General features: G+C 34.2%; 16 protein-coding genes, 1 other RNA gene and 1 pseudogene. 13 read left to right on the top strand and 5 right to left on the bottom strand.

Annotated features, from left to right (window positions below):
• Positions 1-206: 206 nt before the first annotated feature.
• The gene (locus ABWU33_RS04700; protein WP_353280409.1) at positions 207-1,133 is read left to right on the top strand and encodes an ankyrin repeat domain-containing protein; all 927 of its coding nucleotides are present in this window, start codon (positions 207-209) and stop codon (positions 1,131-1,133) included.
• 41 nt (positions 1,134-1,174) lie between these two features.
• Here the strand turns inward: ABWU33_RS04700 and ABWU33_RS04695 are convergent, their stop codons facing one another.
• A complete protein-coding gene (locus ABWU33_RS04695; RefSeq protein ID WP_353273672.1) occupies positions 1,175-2,053 on the bottom strand; it encodes an IS3 family transposase in 879 nt (292 codons plus the stop codon).
• Entirely contained in the window at positions 2,029-2,328 is a 300-nt protein-coding gene (locus tag ABWU33_RS04690; protein ID WP_353280344.1) for a transposase, read from the bottom strand. The genes ABWU33_RS04695 and ABWU33_RS04690 overlap by 25 nt, the downstream gene beginning before the upstream one ends.
• A 281-nt stretch (positions 2,329-2,609) precedes the next feature.
• On the opposite strand from ABWU33_RS04690, the gene fumC reads away from it, so the two are divergent.
• Positions 2,610-3,998 (top strand): class II fumarate hydratase, encoded by a 1,389-nt coding sequence (gene fumC, locus ABWU33_RS04685; RefSeq protein WP_211908003.1) that lies wholly within the window; start codon positions 2,610-2,612, stop codon positions 3,996-3,998.
• Between the two features lie 20 nt (positions 3,999-4,018).
• Here fumC and ABWU33_RS04680 read toward each other — a convergent pair whose 3' ends face one another.
• The 3 genes from ABWU33_RS04680 to ABWU33_RS04670 all read right to left on the bottom strand — a co-directional run bounded on the left by ABWU33_RS04680 (position 4,019) and on the right by ABWU33_RS04670 (position 6,898).
• Positions 4,019-4,639 (bottom strand): hypothetical protein, encoded by a 621-nt coding sequence (locus tag ABWU33_RS04680; protein ID WP_353280406.1) that lies wholly within the window; start codon positions 4,637-4,639, stop codon positions 4,019-4,021.
• 41 nt (positions 4,640-4,680) lie between these two features.
• A complete protein-coding gene (locus tag ABWU33_RS04675) occupies positions 4,681-5,259 on the bottom strand; it encodes a hypothetical protein (protein WP_264337351.1) in 579 nt (192 codons plus the stop codon).
• A 454-nt stretch (positions 5,260-5,713) separates the two neighbouring features.
• A complete protein-coding gene (locus ABWU33_RS04670; RefSeq protein WP_264337350.1) occupies positions 5,714-6,898 on the bottom strand; it encodes a hypothetical protein in 1,185 nt (394 codons plus the stop codon).
• A gap of 142 nt (positions 6,899-7,040) precedes the next feature.
• Between ABWU33_RS04670 and ABWU33_RS04665 the strand changes: the two genes are divergently transcribed.
• From ABWU33_RS04665 to tnpA, 11 genes and pseudogenes are all read left to right on the top strand, one after another.
• Entirely contained in the window at positions 7,041-7,682 is a 642-nt protein-coding gene (locus tag ABWU33_RS04665) for an HAD family hydrolase (protein WP_211908004.1), read from the top strand.
• Positions 7,682-8,155: an RDD family protein gene (locus ABWU33_RS04660; RefSeq protein WP_064085312.1), complete on the top strand. Its 474-nt coding sequence runs from the start codon at positions 7,682-7,684 to the stop codon at positions 8,153-8,155. The genes ABWU33_RS04665 and ABWU33_RS04660 overlap by 1 nt, the downstream gene beginning before the upstream one ends.
• Positions 8,156-8,208: 53 nt before the next feature.
• Positions 8,209-8,685 (top strand): bacterioferritin, encoded by a 477-nt coding sequence (gene bfr, locus ABWU33_RS04655; protein ID WP_010406741.1) that lies wholly within the window; start codon positions 8,209-8,211, stop codon positions 8,683-8,685.
• A 1-nt stretch (position 8,686) separates the two neighbouring features.
• Positions 8,687-9,298: an SURF1 family protein gene (locus ABWU33_RS04650; protein ID WP_052264983.1), complete on the top strand. Its 612-nt coding sequence runs from the start codon at positions 8,687-8,689 to the stop codon at positions 9,296-9,298.
• A gap of 9 nt (positions 9,299-9,307) precedes the next feature.
• Positions 9,308-10,306 carry a glutamate ligase domain-containing protein gene (locus ABWU33_RS04645; protein ID WP_211908005.1) on the top strand — a complete coding sequence of 333 codons (999 nt, stop codon included), beginning with the start codon at positions 9,308-9,310 and terminating at the stop codon, positions 10,304-10,306.
• A gap of 87 nt (positions 10,307-10,393) precedes the next feature.
• Complete coding sequence (locus ABWU33_RS04640; protein WP_246433163.1) at positions 10,394-10,645, top strand: WPE palindromic element domain-containing protein; 252 nt, start codon at positions 10,394-10,396, stop codon at positions 10,643-10,645.
• Positions 10,642-11,916, top strand: coding sequence for a phosphopyruvate hydratase (gene eno / locus ABWU33_RS04635; protein ID WP_211908007.1), 1,275 nt, complete (start codon positions 10,642-10,644; stop codon positions 11,914-11,916). The genes ABWU33_RS04640 and eno overlap by 4 nt, the downstream gene beginning before the upstream one ends.
• Entirely contained in the window at positions 11,904-12,917 is a 1,014-nt protein-coding gene (gene cgtA, locus ABWU33_RS04630; protein WP_211908008.1) for an Obg family GTPase CgtA, read from the top strand. Before eno ends, cgtA begins: the two co-directional genes overlap by 13 nt.
• A gap of 448 nt (positions 12,918-13,365) precedes the next feature.
• Positions 13,366-13,701, top strand: a transfer-messenger RNA (tmRNA) gene (gene ssrA / locus ABWU33_RS04625).
• A gap of 16 nt (positions 13,702-13,717) precedes the next feature.
• Positions 13,718-13,837: pseudogene (locus tag ABWU33_RS04620) on the top strand (stringent starvation protein B domain protein); the annotation flags it as partial.
• 86 nt (positions 13,838-13,923) lie between these two features.
• Positions 13,924-14,361 carry an IS200/IS605 family transposase gene (tnpA, locus tag ABWU33_RS04615; protein WP_265024376.1) on the top strand — a complete coding sequence of 146 codons (438 nt, stop codon included), beginning with the start codon at positions 13,924-13,926 and terminating at the stop codon, positions 14,359-14,361.
• Positions 14,362-14,363 lie beyond the last annotated feature (2 nt).

The raw sequence follows: 14,363 nt of genomic DNA, 5'->3' as shown, positions 1-14,363 counted from the left end.
TCCTCTCATCCAGATCAAAATAGCTGGTTGTACAGCTGGTTTACTAAGTGCAGTAGGAGAATTACTAGATTGTGATATAGACTCATCTTTGCTAGATTCAAACAACCATAAAAAAACACTAAAAAGTGATTCAATCAATTTTAGCCATTAAAACTTGAATAGTGGCTAAAATAGCTTTAAATTGTATATTTTTTTAGGAGGGGTATATGCCATCACAAAAACAGCTAAATGCGCAGCTAATTGATGCTGCTAAAAAAGGACAGCTAGATTTTGTTCAGCAAGCTATACAGGGTGGAGCAATTATTAATACAATAGATGATGATTATGGGAGAACTGCTTTAATATGGGCTGCTGAAAATGGTCAACTAGAGATATTACAATACTTGATAGAAGAGGGAGCAAATGTTAATGCAGAATCTCCGGGAAACATAACTGCTCTAATTCATGCTGCTGCCCATGGTCATCTTGAGGTAGTACAACTTCTAATAGCAAATGGAGCTGATTTAAATGTGAAAAAACGTAAAGGTCAATTCTCTGCCCTAACATATGCTATTGTAAATGGCCATAAGGAGGTAGCAAAGCTTCTAACTAGATATCATTTAATAGCTAATCTTGATATGTCAATACCTCGCTTGCCTCTTCCTACTTGTATACCAGAGTTATCATCTTATTGGTATAACTGTAAGGATGAGCTCAATAAAATGAAGGAAGAAGATAGTGAATTATATAATTTTCTTGTAAGTAAGGGCATTGATGACCAGGTAAGAATTTGGACAGGGAGTGAGACAATACAAAATATTTCACAAGATAGATTAAATATAGAATACTCAATTTATGCTAAAGATTTAACAGGTAAAATAGAATTAGTGATATTTTTTCTTAACAACAGGGAAATAATCAATTCTTTATTGCGGTATTATAAGGTAAGAATTCAAACAATTGATCAGGTAAAAAGCCTACTTGATCGTTTCACAAGAGAACATGTAGAGCTTGAAGTAGAAATTGTTCCAGCACAATTAAACTTTAATACTCAAGAGTTACAATCCCCTAAACTAAAAACATTATCATTTGCACAAATGATTAACAATCATGCAGGATTATTTTCAGCTGCCAAGTGCGTCCAGAGAAGGTGACCTTACCCAGAAAAAGTAGACAGAAAGTTAAGACGTTTTTGCTATGAGAATGATGAATCAAAAAGCTCAGGAATGCAATAGTTAATAGTAGAATGTCTACGCTGTTTATTATAAAAAATTTCTATATATTCAAATATTGCGGTTTTAGCTTGTTGTGCAGAGTGTTGTGAAGTATCAATGAGTAACTCTCTCTTAAGTGAACTAAAAAAGCTCTCTGAAACAGCATTATCATAACAACAACCTTTGTGACTCATACTAGAAGTAATATTTTTTGTACTTAGTAAAAATTGATAATTTTTAGAGGTGTATTGCGATCCTTGATCGCTATGAAATAGTAGATTTTTAGCAGATTTGCGCCTACCAATAGCCATGAATAACGCATCTATAACTAATTGCCTATTTACTGCATTACTCATTGACCAGCCAATCACCATGCGTGAATATAAATCTATTATTGCTGCCAAATATAACCATCCTTCATTAGTTTTTATGTACGTAATATCAGTTACCCATATCTTGTTAGGTTGATCAGCGATGAAATTCTGATTTAATATGTTAGGAGTTATAACTCTATTGTCTATTTGTGGTTTTTTACTTTTAAACTTTCGTCTAAGCTTAGCTTGAATGCCATTTTTCTGCATAACATTTTGCACTGTTTTGATGTTATAATTTTTACCTAAAGCCTTTAATTCAGCGTGAATTTTAGGAGCTCCGTATCTGCATTGTGATGCTCGATATACCTTCTGAATATCTTGTATGAGCTCTTCTCTTATTGATTTTTTGTTGTTTTTTTCCTTAGTAATCCATTTATAATAACCACAAGCAGATACGTTCAAAAATCTGCATAATTCCCGTATTTTATAGCAGTTTTCATGTTCTTTTATAAAAGAATATTTTACTCTTTTTGGTTTGCAAAATATCCCAGGGCTTTTTTTAAAATGTCTCTTTCCCTCGTTACTCTTGCCAGCTCTTTCTTTAAATAAAACTTTTCTTTGTCACAATGAGCTACTTTCCCTTTTCCTGGAAACGCATCTACTCCAGACATTCTATCATTGTATGTTTTTACCCATCTGCTTAATGAATCACCGCTAATACCCAAATCTCTTGCTATTTTTGCTGATGATTGACCTGTTTCTTTTACTAGTCTTATAGCTTCAATTTTGAATTCTGCTGTATATTCTTTTCTTTTTGTCATACCACACCTCTTTGAAAAAACGTTTTATTTTACTTCAAAAACGTCTTAACTTTCTGTCTACTTTTTCTGGGTAAGGTCATAGCCTTATAGAGAGTGAAAGTAGGTTTATTGATTAAGGTTGCATGATTGCCTTAATAACAATAAAAAAATAATAGAAGCAAAAGATATGGCTTGAAAGTTTTCTAAGGTCTTCACTAAAAATGTCTCAACTTGACACTGAAATACAATTTGATTTAACTAATCATATATGTAGGTAATGTCAAACACTAGAATGAGGAAATATGGATAAAAAAGTTAGAATAGAATCAGATAGCTTAGGAGAAGTAAAAGTACCAAGTGAACATTACTGGGGAGCGCAGACTCAGCGTTCTTTGGAAAATTTCAAAATTGGTACAGAGAAAATGCCAGAGTTTCTGATTAAAGCGCTAGCAATAGTAAAACTTGCAGCAGCACGTGTTAACATGAAGCAGGGTAGCATAGATAATAGAGTAGGGGATGCAATCTGCTCAGCTGCAAAGGAAATAATAGACGGTAAATTTAATAATCAATTTCCACTTGTTGTTTGGCAAACCGGGTCTGGAACTCAGACTAACATGAATATGAATGAAGTGATCAGCAATCGTGCAATAGAAATTTTGGGCGGTGATTTAGGTAGTAAGTCTCCAGTGCATCCAAATGATCATGTAAACTGTGGTCAGTCATCAAATGACACTTTTCCAACAGCAATGCATATAGCAGTAACAGAGCAAATAAACCGCTTGCTTATTCCCAATCTTGAAGAATTATATAAAGCGCTAAATAATAAGGTTCATGAATTTAAAGATATAATAAAAGTAGGGCGTACTCATCTGCAAGATGCAACTCCTCTAACACTTGGGCAGGAATTTTCTGGCTATGCAGTTCAGATTAAAAAGGGAATAGAGAGAGTAAAGTCAACTCTGATCAATGTATATGAACTTGCACAAGGTGGCACCGCGGTTGGCACGGGAATCAATACTAAAAAGGGTTTTGCTGAGGATTTTGCTAAAGAAGTGGCAAAAATCACTAATTTTCCATTTATTTCAGCAAAAAATAAGTTTGAAGCACTAGCAGCAAATGATGCTTTAGTTGAGCTCAGTGGAGCACTCAATACAGTAGCAGTAAGCTTGATGAAAATTGCAAATGATATAAGGCTACTTGGTTCTGGTCCAAGATGCGGAATTGGAGAAATAATGTTACCAGAAAATGAGCCTGGCTCTTCAATCATGCCGGGTAAGGTGAATCCAACTCAATGCGAAGCGGTGACTATGGTATGTGCTCAAGTTATGGGAAATCATGTTGCCGTGACAATTGGTGGCTCAAATGGTCACTTTGAATTGAACGTGTTTAAGCCGGTGATAATTTACAATGTTTTGCAGTCTATAAGACTTTTAGCTGATGCAAGTTTAAATTTTGCAGAGAAATGCGTAGTTGATATTAGAGCAAACGAAGAAAGAATAAAGGATTTACTAAATCAGTCGTTAATGCTAGTTACTATATTAAATACGCATATAGGATATGACAATGCAGCAAAAATAGCGAAGCTTGCTTATAAAGAAAATATCACTCTAAAAGAAGCAGCAGCAAAACTTCAACTGCTCACTGAGGAGGAGTTTGAAAGGATAGTGAAACCAGAGGAGATGGTAGGTTAAACTACCACCTTTTTTTGTCCCTAGTTATTGTGGTAATATGTATGGAACTTTGCTGGTTGCTTTACATATACCTCTTCTAAATCACTTAGAGCGTGGTCATTGTGATTAAAGCCATATCTCTTAACCATTTCATCTAGTGTAACAGAGCTTAGAGAGAAACTGAACTCTGGCAATGGATTCACATTTGAGGATTGCAGACTAGTTAATGGCTCTCCGCCATTTATTTGAGAGTCTAGGAAAGTTAGCTTACCTTCCAGGCTAGTATGTTCTTCTGGCACTGCACTATCATTAACTATTGAATCTTCTGGTACTATATTGCAGAATTGATTATCGAATTCAGCAAAACCCTCAAATGAAGGTACTGATATGCATTGGCGCTTTGCTGGTGGCTCCACTGTGCATATTTCTTCTAATTCACATTCTGTAAGACTATTATACGCTGTAAAACACAAGTCTTGTGATCGCTGTTTTCCAGTTATTGAACGAATTATTTGGCTATATAATTGATTCTCTTCAGCTCTTTTTCTTTTGTTTACTAACGGTTCATTTTCATAAGAAAAGTCTGGTCTACTATCAAATGTATGTTCAACAACTGTTTCCTCGAATTCAGGAGTTATAGGAGATAAATTTAACTCTGGCAAATCATCCACAATTGAGGATTGCAGACTAGTTACTCCATTTATCAAATAGTTAAATACTCTGGGGATAATTGCTCACCTTCTAGGCTATCTGATATATTATAATTCGACGTTAAACTACTACTAACTGTCGAATTTTCTGTTACAGTATTGCAGAATTGATTATCGAATTCAGCAAAACCCAGAAATGGAATTACTGTTTGGCTACATGATTGATCCTCTTTGTCAGAAGAAAGTTCTAGTCTAGTATCAAATGGATGTTCAACAACTGTTTCCTCTGATGGAAGAGATATAAGAGAGAAATGTGCTGCTGGCAAATCATCTCTGTTTTGTACTAACGGTTCATTGGAGTTTTCAGTGCTTAAGTTGCTTGAACTCTCTTTATTGCTTAAGTAAAAATTCTTTAGGACAAGCTTAGCTTTGACAGTTGATTTTGTCTCTAAATTTACTTTATAATCTTCTTTTTGCTGGGGATTCAGTTGATTAAATAGAATTTTAAATAAAGTATATTTGGGATGAATACAATCGAGTGTATTGAAAGCAAACTTTTCATTCTCTTGAAGCAACTGATTAAAGATTAAAAGTGCTTCTTCCTTGTCTAGTGCATTTAGTATGCCGTACATAGCTTTAGAGCCTTGAGGCTTTGCTTTAACATACTCTATATATTCATTTTATGGTTAGTGGTAAGATTATTGAATATCTTTTTAAATTTATTTACTTGTCTATAAGAAGTGAACTTGTCTAAATTTTTCACCACTTCGTCGCTTATACTACCATGCATTTCTTTACCACCATCAAAGTTAATATATTAATATTATATGAACTTTGATGACAAAATCAATATAAAGTATTTAAAAATTAATTATTTTTATAATAAAAATAGAAAATCTATAATTTTTTTTATTTTCCTGATTTGTGTCTGTTTTGCCTTCTATAGCTAACCCAAATTAGGTTTACCGAAACAAATTTTATGAATAATTTAAGTTAGTGTGTGACGTTGGAATCTAGATTTTTAGCTATGGTCAAGCCATAGGATGACAAATTGGACCCCAGACTATGCAAGAAATCTAAGGCGAATTATCTTTTATGGTCTGTATTTGTTTTTTCTACTTTCGTGACAGGAGTTAACAATGGATTATCAATTTGCTTTAAACTTTCACTTGCGCTTTGGTCTTGATTTGAAAGGAGCTTATTTTGTTGTTGCCCTTCATCATTTGGCGTACTTTTTTGAGTAGTTCCTTTTATATCCTCTACACTCTTTTTATCTTCACCAAAAAGTTTTTTGAATATTTTCTGCAGAAAACGTACCAAAAAGCCTTCTTCTTTTTGATTTTCTTTCGGTTGAGATATATTTTTCTTTTCACTCAACTGAGATTTTTTATTATTAGATTTTTTTTCTGTAGCATTCCTATCCACTGAGACTTGTTTTAACGAAATTTCAGGCTTTTTGTCGCTAGGTTTATCTTTTATAGGATCTTTGCTTACTGAAGGTTGTAACTTAGTTACTGTATCTGTTTGAAAAGAAATCTTTTTTTGTTCAAAGTTTTTATTTTCTGAAGCAACTTTTTCAGAAGTATCTGCCTCACTAACTGAGTCACGAATTTTGTCTTTTTGTACAGAGGTCTTTTCTTGTTTATTTTGATCAGAAATTTTGCCTTCTAATGTAGTTTGAGATTTTTTATTACTTTCAAACTCTGCAACTTTTTTACTTGTAAAAACGTCTTTTCCTTCGAATTTCTGTTTAAATCCAGCAATCTTTTTAAAATCTTCAGCTATTTTTTTTGCTGCACGATCCATTCGACCTTCAAGATTATGAATCAATTTTTTAATAATCTTCACTTCATCTTTACGCCCTTTTTGAGCTTTAAGCTCTCGGTGCAATTCAAAAATAATTTTTACTTTATCTTCCAATGAAGAATTTTCTGGAAAAACATCTTTAAGTTCCCGATTCAATTCGACGATCTTTTCAAAATCTTTAGCTACTTTTTTAGCTGCACGGTTCATTCGATCTCTAAGACTACGATTTAATTTTGCAATAGTCTTGATTTTATCTTCTAGTGAAAAATTATCTGCTGCAGAAATATCTTTTAACCTTTTCTCGAGATTTTCTTTGGTTACTTGCCTTTTGTGAGCTTTAAGTTCCTGGCGGAACTCATTGATAATCTTCACTTTATCTTCCAGCGACGTACCTTCTGGAAAAGCACCAGCAAAGACATCCTTGAATTTCTTCTCAATATCTGGTGTATCTTTAAGCTGTGTCATACCTACTAAATAAAAGCTTATACTAAAATCAGTATATTAGTTAATTATGTAAAAATGGTTAAGACACAAGGAGCACCTCATTTATGCTTTTTTCATCAAAATATCATTTACTTATTAGCTTAAAATACGTAACAATATAAAAATGAAAAATAGCCCATTAGCGGTAGTATTCGATTGGGATAATACCTTAGTTGATACTCAAGATAATATTTCTAATGCCATTAAGCATACTTTAGATTTGATGGGATCTGGCAGTAAAGTTGTTGATAGAAATTCTCATGAATCAAGAAAGAGCTACATGGTCAATTTGTTTGGTGATCAGTGGAAAAAAGCGAACCAGATATATCAAAAATACCTAGATAATGCATTGTTACAAAATATTACTCTGAATGAAGGAGTAGAGAAAATGCTGCAGACACTGAAAAGCCACAATATTTACCTAGCGATAGTTAGCAATAAGAAAAATACTAATTTACGTCAAGAAGTTGCCTATTTTAAACTAGATTCTTACTTTGAAAGAGTAGTTGGCTCATGTGATACTGCAGAAGATAAACCATCTGCAACTCCACTGCTGTTTGCACTGGAGGAGAGTACGCTACCTGTAAATAGAGAAAATGTGTTTTTTGTTGGTGACAGCATCACAGACATTCTATGTGCACAAAATGCAAATTGCTTACCTATTGTATACGGACAATCAATAAGAGGTTATGAAGATTTGTTATATTTTCAACATTTTAATAAACTTACAGAATTCATAGTAAAGTATTTGAAAGATAGGTGGTAATGACAGAGATCGCTAGTGTACACAGGCGCTTTTGCGCATATTTAATAGATGTAGCAATTTTATTAATTCCAACCTTACTAATTGTGTTGTCATTAGGGGATTTTCCATTAATTTTGCACCTGTCATACATGTGTATAAATTGTGGCTACTTTACATATTTTATATCTTCAACAGCTCAAGCAACTCCTGGTCAACAGTTAATGAATATATATACTATCACTTTAGATAGTTCTAAAATAGGTTTGAGCTTAGCATTTGATCGCACTATCTCTCAGTTTTTCCTTCCTATGCTAAATAATTCAATTATCACCTTTATCAAACTTTTTCAAACATCAGTAAATGCTTTAAGTACACTAGAAGTGATTATAGTGATGCTTACCTTCAGTTGGTATTTAGTTGCTTGCTTCTCTCAGAGGAAACAGGCATTTCATGATGTGCTATTTGATACGATTGTTGTGAGAAAAATGAATTGATGTTGCTTTGATTGTTATGTAGATTACATTGGTATATTAGCTAAAGAAAGGTTATGAATAAAGAAATAGTAGAACATTTAAATAAATTACTTACAAATGAGCTGACTTCTGTACGCCAGTATCTTTTGCATTCTGCGATTCTTAAAAATAGCGGAATCAATAAACTTGCAGAAAAGATGAGAAAGGAGCTTAATGAAGAACTTGAGCATGCAAATAGGCTGGCAGAAAGAATTTTACTGCTTAAGGGCATGCCAAATTTTCAAGATACAAATAAAATCTCAAAGTATGAAGGAAAGTTCACAAAAGATACAATGCAGAAAATCTTAGAAGATAATTCTAACTTAGAAGAAGAAGGTATCAAGGGAATCAAAGAGGCAATTTCCGTTGCTGAAAAAGAAAAGGATTTCGTGAGTGTAATGTTATTAGAAGGACTACTGAAAAATGAGGAAGAGCACTTACATTGGATCAAAGAACAGATTGACCTTATTGAGCTTATGGGTATTGAAAATTACTTGAGAACACAAATATAGAGTGTTAAGAAAAACAGTATTTATTTTCATTATACCTTTTTTACTTCTTTTTTCACTCGGGTTATGGCAGTTATTTAGATTGAGCTGGAAGAATAATATTATCAAAAATATGGATCTTCCAGTTATTCATCTACTGCCTAGTGATAATCTTTCAAAGTTTAACTACAGAAACGTTAAAATCGACGGAATTTTAAGTGATATAGAACTATATGTTTTCGCAGGTCAACGTGGCTATCATGTGCTGTCTCCTATGTTGCTTATCAATGGACATTACATGTTAATAAATAAAGGAATAGTCAGAGAAAAAAAAGAAGAAAAAGCAAAAATTGAAAAAGTAGCTGCTGATGGCGTTTTGTATTGTGATGGTAGCAAAAATTGGTTTATCAAAAATGATATTGCTTCAAATACATGGTTTACCCTAAGTACAGAAGAAATCTCCAATGATCTAGGTATTAAGCTAGAGAAATGTATATTGTGGCAAGATAATTTTGGTGGCAAATTGACTATACAGCCAATAAAGCATCTTGAATACGCAATTACTTGGTTTGCACTTTCCTTGATTTGGCTCATTATGTGCGTATTTTACTATAGGCAAAATATATATAAGTCGTAGAGATACAGTGTGGAAAAAGAAAAGCTACAAATAGAAAAAATGCAACAAAGTGGAAGAAAATACTTATTACAAGGGTTAGTGATATGTCAGTGTTGCAAATCCGTTTATTATGGAATGAGTAATGCTAAGGGAGGAAGAAGTTACTATCGTTGTCCTGGAAAACGTTTTGGTGAATGTAACAGCAAATCAATACTCGCAGATATACTAGAAGGGGTAGTATGGGAAGAAGTGAAGATGTTAAGAGGGCATATAACGAAGGAAAAGTGTGATTTATCAGAGGTAGATTGGGAGACTAAATTTAATATAATTAGAAAGTTAGTTCAGCGTATTGAAATTGATGATGATAATGTACATATGGTGTTTCGATTAAAAGAACTCGCTCTCGAAAGACAAAAAGAAGATATTCAACCTTGTACCAGAATTATAAAGAATGTAGTGCTATCAAATGCAATAGGAATGCATAAAGTTAGCAATGCCCTGGCTGCAATATCAGTTGCAGTGAAACTTGGAATTAGTGATGAAGAGATTAAAAAAGGTCTTTTGGAATTTAAAGGAGTAGCAAGGAGATTTTCTTTAATTGCCGATATTAAAGGTGTTAAGTTAATTGAGGACTATGCTCATCATCCAAATGAAATACAAGCAACCCTGGCAGCAGCACGTTTGACCACTAAAGGAAAGGTAACAGGAATTATCGAGCCGCTTCGTTTTGCTCGTATTCGTAATTTTTTTGATGAGTTCGTACGAATTTTCATGATGTTTGATTATGTAATTCTCACTCCTGTCCATCCTCCAGAAGATAAGCCTATTCCTGGCTGTGGAATTGATGATATACAAAAAGCCTTGATCAGTAATGGGTTTAATGATGTGAAGATGATGAATGATGCTTTACTCATTTCACATTTTATTAGTAATTCGACAAGTTCAGGAGATGTAGTATTATTTATTGGTGCTGGTAGTAATATAGCTAAACTAGCGAAAGAAACTGCAAAGCTGCTGCTAGTAAAATAAACTTAAGCATTGGTGATTTATATGATAAAATTGTGTAGTAAAACTGGATTCCAGTGTCTAGGAAAACAACTGTACAGACATTGCGATATGGGGATAGCTTCCATTAAGAATGGTGTCATCCCAGTGCCCAGACACTGGGATCCAGAAGACTTAACTTTAAATAAGTGGCTGTATAATAAAAACTGGATTCCAGTGTCAAGCACTGGAATGACACCATCTGTTACTCAAATTATCTGTTTATCTGTAGGTTACAATGTTCGTACACTGAAATGTTACAGCGCTGGGGTGACATTTCCCGAACGTGAACACAATTGTGAATCTAGTGGAGGTTTAGCATGATGAAAAAGACGATCAGCAGTGTATTTGCAAGAGAAATTTTAGATAGCAGGGGTTACCCAACAATTGAGGTAGAAATAGAACTATGTGATGGAGCAACAGGTAGAGCCGCTGTCCCTTCTGGGGCTTCGACCGGTAAACTAGAAGCATTGGAGCTGAGAGATCAAGATGAAAAAAGGTATTGTGGTAAAGGAGTGCTGAAAGCTGTTCAATCTGTAAGTGGAGTGATAGCAAATAAAATCATTGGCATGGATGCAGCAAACCAGAGTGCAATTGATAAAGTTTTAATTGAACTAGATGGAACAAAAAATAAATCTAAACTTGGAGCAAATACAACTTTGGGTGTGTCTCTTGCTGTTGCAAAAGCAGCAGCAAACAGCTTTAAAATGCCGTTATATAAGTATTTGGGAGTAGGGGAAGAGCAGATGCCAGTTCCGCTAATTAACGTCATTAATGGTGGAGTACATGCAGATAATAAACTCGATTTTCAAGAATTTATGATTCTTCCGGTTGGTGCTGAAACTTTCAGTGAAGCAATCAGAATATCTGCAGAGGTATTTCATAACTTGCGCAGCATTCTTAAGAAAAAAGGTTATAGCACAAACGTAGGAGATGAAGGTGGTTTTGCACCAAACATTGGAAGCACTGAAGAAGCTCTTAATTTGATAATTCAGGCTGTTGAATCTGCCGGTTATTCGATGAAAAATCACTTTGCACTGGGTCTTGATGTTGCTGCATCTACTTTTTATGAAGATGGAGTTTATAAATTTGAAAACAGAGAACTCACTTCAGAGGAATTGGTTCAGTATTATTTTGACCTTGTAGGCAAATATCCAATAATTTCTATAGAAGATGCAATGAATGAAGACGACTATGAAGGTTGGAAATTACTTACTGTAAAACTTGGGAATAAAGTTCAATTGGTTGGAGATGATTTATTTGTTACAAATTGTGAACTAATAAGTAAAGGAATAGAGGAGAAAATGGCAAATGCTGTACTAATCAAGCCAAACCAGATAGGAACACTTACGGAAACTTTTGCTGCTATTGAAATGGCAAAATTAAATGGCTACAGGGCTATTATTTCTCACCGCTCAGGTGAAACAGAAGATACAACGATATCCCACATATCAGTTGCGTCGAATTGTGGGCAGATAAAGACTGGCTCGCTGTCGCGTTCTGATAGGCTTGCAAAGTATAATGAATTAATGAGAATAGAAAGTTCATTAGGAGAAAATGCTAAATATTATCGCGGGTTGGCATGGATTTCATAGATGAAGTTAAATTATATTTAAAAGCAGGTGATGGTGGCGATGGCTGTGCTAGTTTTCGTCGAGAAAAATTCGTTGAATTTGGTGGCCCAAACGGTGGTAATGGGGGCAGGGGAGGAGACATAATTTTCATCAGTGATGCAAATCTCAACACTTTGCTTAATTTTCGTTGTCGAAGACATATTAAAGCGAGTAGTGGAAAAAGTGGTACGAGTAGAGATAAATCTGGCACAGCAGGAAAAGATATTATACTTAAAGTTCCAGTTGGTACACAAATAATCGATGAAGAAAGTGAGGAAATAATAGTAGATCTTGATAAACCTGACATGGAATTTCAAGTAGTGAAAGGTGGAAAAGGTGGGCTTGGAAATACTAACTTTAAATCTGCTACTAATAGGGCACCAAGACATTTTACCCATGGTCAGCCCGGCGAAGAAAGAAATATAATATTGAAGCTAAAAGTTTTATCTGATGTTGGCATTATTGGTATGCCAAATGTAGGTAAATCTAAATTTTTAACCCGCTGCTCGAATTCTGATACGAAAGTAGGCGATTATGAATTTACTACTATAAGACCACATTTAGGTGTAGCAAAAGTGGATTATAGCGAAATTGTGATAGCAGATATTCCTGGAATAATCGCTGATGCTCATCTTGGAGTTGGGCTCGGACACAAATTTTTAAGGCACATAGAAAGGTGCAAAATTTTACTGCATTTAATTGATGTAACGCGCGATGACATTATTTCAGCTTATAATTGTACACATAATGAACTGAAGCTTTACAATAGCGATCTTATTGAAAAAGAGGAAATTGTAGTGTTAAATAAATGTGACTTATTGGAAGAAACAGAAATCCTTGAGAAAAGGAATCACCTAGCCGGTTTTCTTGATAGAGAAGTACTGTGCTTATCAATCGACGATGATTTACAGCCCATCTTGAGATTATTAAACGAGAAAGTGAAAACTAAGGAAATTGATGTATATGATCCTTTTAAGATGTGAATTTTTTATTTGACAATCAAAGTCTGGATTCCAGTGGGTAATTTTCCACAGTTGTCTGCATTTTTTGTTCCACAACTTATCTTTTTTTCGGCTTGTGCCATTTCTCACACTGTCTCTTGCTTTCTTGAATTCAGAAATTCAATAGCTACAAAAGCATTTGAGTAGTTTTTTGTTAAGAATTAGGCATAGAATCCCCCATATTTATTAATAAAGAACAGAAAAAATGTAACGCACATACGACAGAGATTAAGCATATGTGTGCACCCATTTGCGCTGAAGAAGATACGCTACATTCTTTACTGAGTTTGATTATTTGATAAAAAAGTCTGCAGACGAAGATAGATTTTGAGCTCTAAAAATACCTCTACTTTGATTATACTAAGATTAGATAAATAGGCGAAGTAATTTTTATATTAATTTTTTAGCTTACAACCGATTTTACGTTCAACAACTTGACATTTATTCAATACTACTGTATAATAAAGATGTGCATTTTTTGTACTATGGCAATAAAATTACCTTGTAATAGGTGTATTGGACCCGAGGGCAGTACTCGGCGCCTCCACCATATTTTTTGATTGATACGGGGGCGAGTAAGGATCGACATGCATAGTAAAGATGGTAGCTTTGCTCGGTTAGATACCACCGCTAAGAGTTCACAATTTAGATGCAAACGATAACTTTGCTGCTGAAGACAATGTTGCATTAGCTGCTTAATTTAGGCACTATAACTTCATTGCTATAAGCACGGTTTAGGGAACGCCGGGTAACAGAAGTTTCCCCAAACATGTAAGGGTTATATGGATAAAACAGATTATCAGAAGTCGCTTAGTCATGCTAAATTTCAAGTTATCAAAAAGGCTCTAGATACTATATTAGATAATGTTTTTACTCCTCACTTAGAGATACTGTTTTTTACTTTCCATAAGATGGTACAAGCCTCCACCTTCTAGGTGGAGAAACTTTAGTTTGTCAATGTCATAACTGTACTTTATAAAGTATAGTTATGACGGAATATGACAAAGGAAAACACACTGTATTTTATCATAGGTACCATATAGTCTGGATTACAAAATATCGGTACAGAGTATTAACTAAGGCTATGAAGGAGAGAATACGAACAATCATAGCAGAAGTATCTGAAGAAATGGGGATTAAGATAGAAAACGGAGTAATATCATCAGATCATTTACATTTATTCGTAGTAATACCTCCTCATATAGCTGTGAGTGATTTTGTTCAAAGAGCCAAAGGCAGGTCTTCACGCAAAATTCAACAAGAATTTCCAGAGCTAAATAAAATGTACTGGGGAAAGCGTTTTTGGGGAAGAGGATACTTTAGTGCTACCAGCGGACATATCACAGATGAAGTCATTAATGAGTACATCAATAAACATACAGATGCACATCAGCCTCATTCTATATCTAGTATAAGATTGGAGTAGCT

Origin of the sequence: Wolbachia endosymbiont (group B) of Cyclophora punctaria (assembly GCF_964028235.1) — a bacterium.
In the GTDB taxonomy this organism is placed as follows: Bacteria; Pseudomonadota; Alphaproteobacteria; order Rickettsiales; family Anaplasmataceae; genus Wolbachia.
The sequence above is the reverse complement of the archived record's forward strand: the minus strand, read 5'-3'. Positions and strand labels throughout refer to the sequence as shown.

Excerpts from the sequence above, each read along its gene's own strand:
- ABWU33_RS04700 (WP_353280409.1), top strand. The coding sequence starts at position 207 with ATGCCATCACAAAAACAGCTAAATGCGCAGCTAATTGATGCTGCTAAA.
- ABWU33_RS04690 (WP_353280344.1), bottom strand. The coding sequence starts at position 2,328 with ATGACAAAAAGAAAAGAATATACAGCAGAATTCAAAATTGAAGCTATA.
- fumC (WP_211908003.1), top strand. The coding sequence starts at position 2,610 with ATGGATAAAAAAGTTAGAATAGAATCAGATAGCTTAGGAGAAGTAAAA.
- ABWU33_RS04675 (WP_264337351.1), bottom strand. The coding sequence starts at position 5,259 with ATGTACGGCATACTAAATGCACTAGACAAGGAAGAAGCACTTTTAATC.
- ABWU33_RS04670 (WP_264337350.1), bottom strand. The coding sequence starts at position 6,898 with ATGACACAGCTTAAAGATACACCAGATATTGAGAAGAAATTCAAGGAT.
- ABWU33_RS04665 (WP_211908004.1), top strand. The coding sequence starts at position 7,041 with ATGAAAAATAGCCCATTAGCGGTAGTATTCGATTGGGATAATACCTTA.
- ABWU33_RS04660 (WP_064085312.1), top strand. The coding sequence starts at position 7,682 with ATGACAGAGATCGCTAGTGTACACAGGCGCTTTTGCGCATATTTAATA.
- bfr (WP_010406741.1), top strand. The coding sequence starts at position 8,209 with ATGAATAAAGAAATAGTAGAACATTTAAATAAATTACTTACAAATGAG.
- ABWU33_RS04640 (WP_246433163.1), top strand. The coding sequence starts at position 10,394 with ATGGGGATAGCTTCCATTAAGAATGGTGTCATCCCAGTGCCCAGACAC.
- eno (WP_211908007.1), top strand. The coding sequence starts at position 10,642 with ATGATGAAAAAGACGATCAGCAGTGTATTTGCAAGAGAAATTTTAGAT.
- cgtA (WP_211908008.1), top strand. The coding sequence starts at position 11,904 with ATGGATTTCATAGATGAAGTTAAATTATATTTAAAAGCAGGTGATGGT.
- tnpA (WP_265024376.1), top strand. The coding sequence starts at position 13,924 with ATGACGGAATATGACAAAGGAAAACACACTGTATTTTATCATAGGTAC.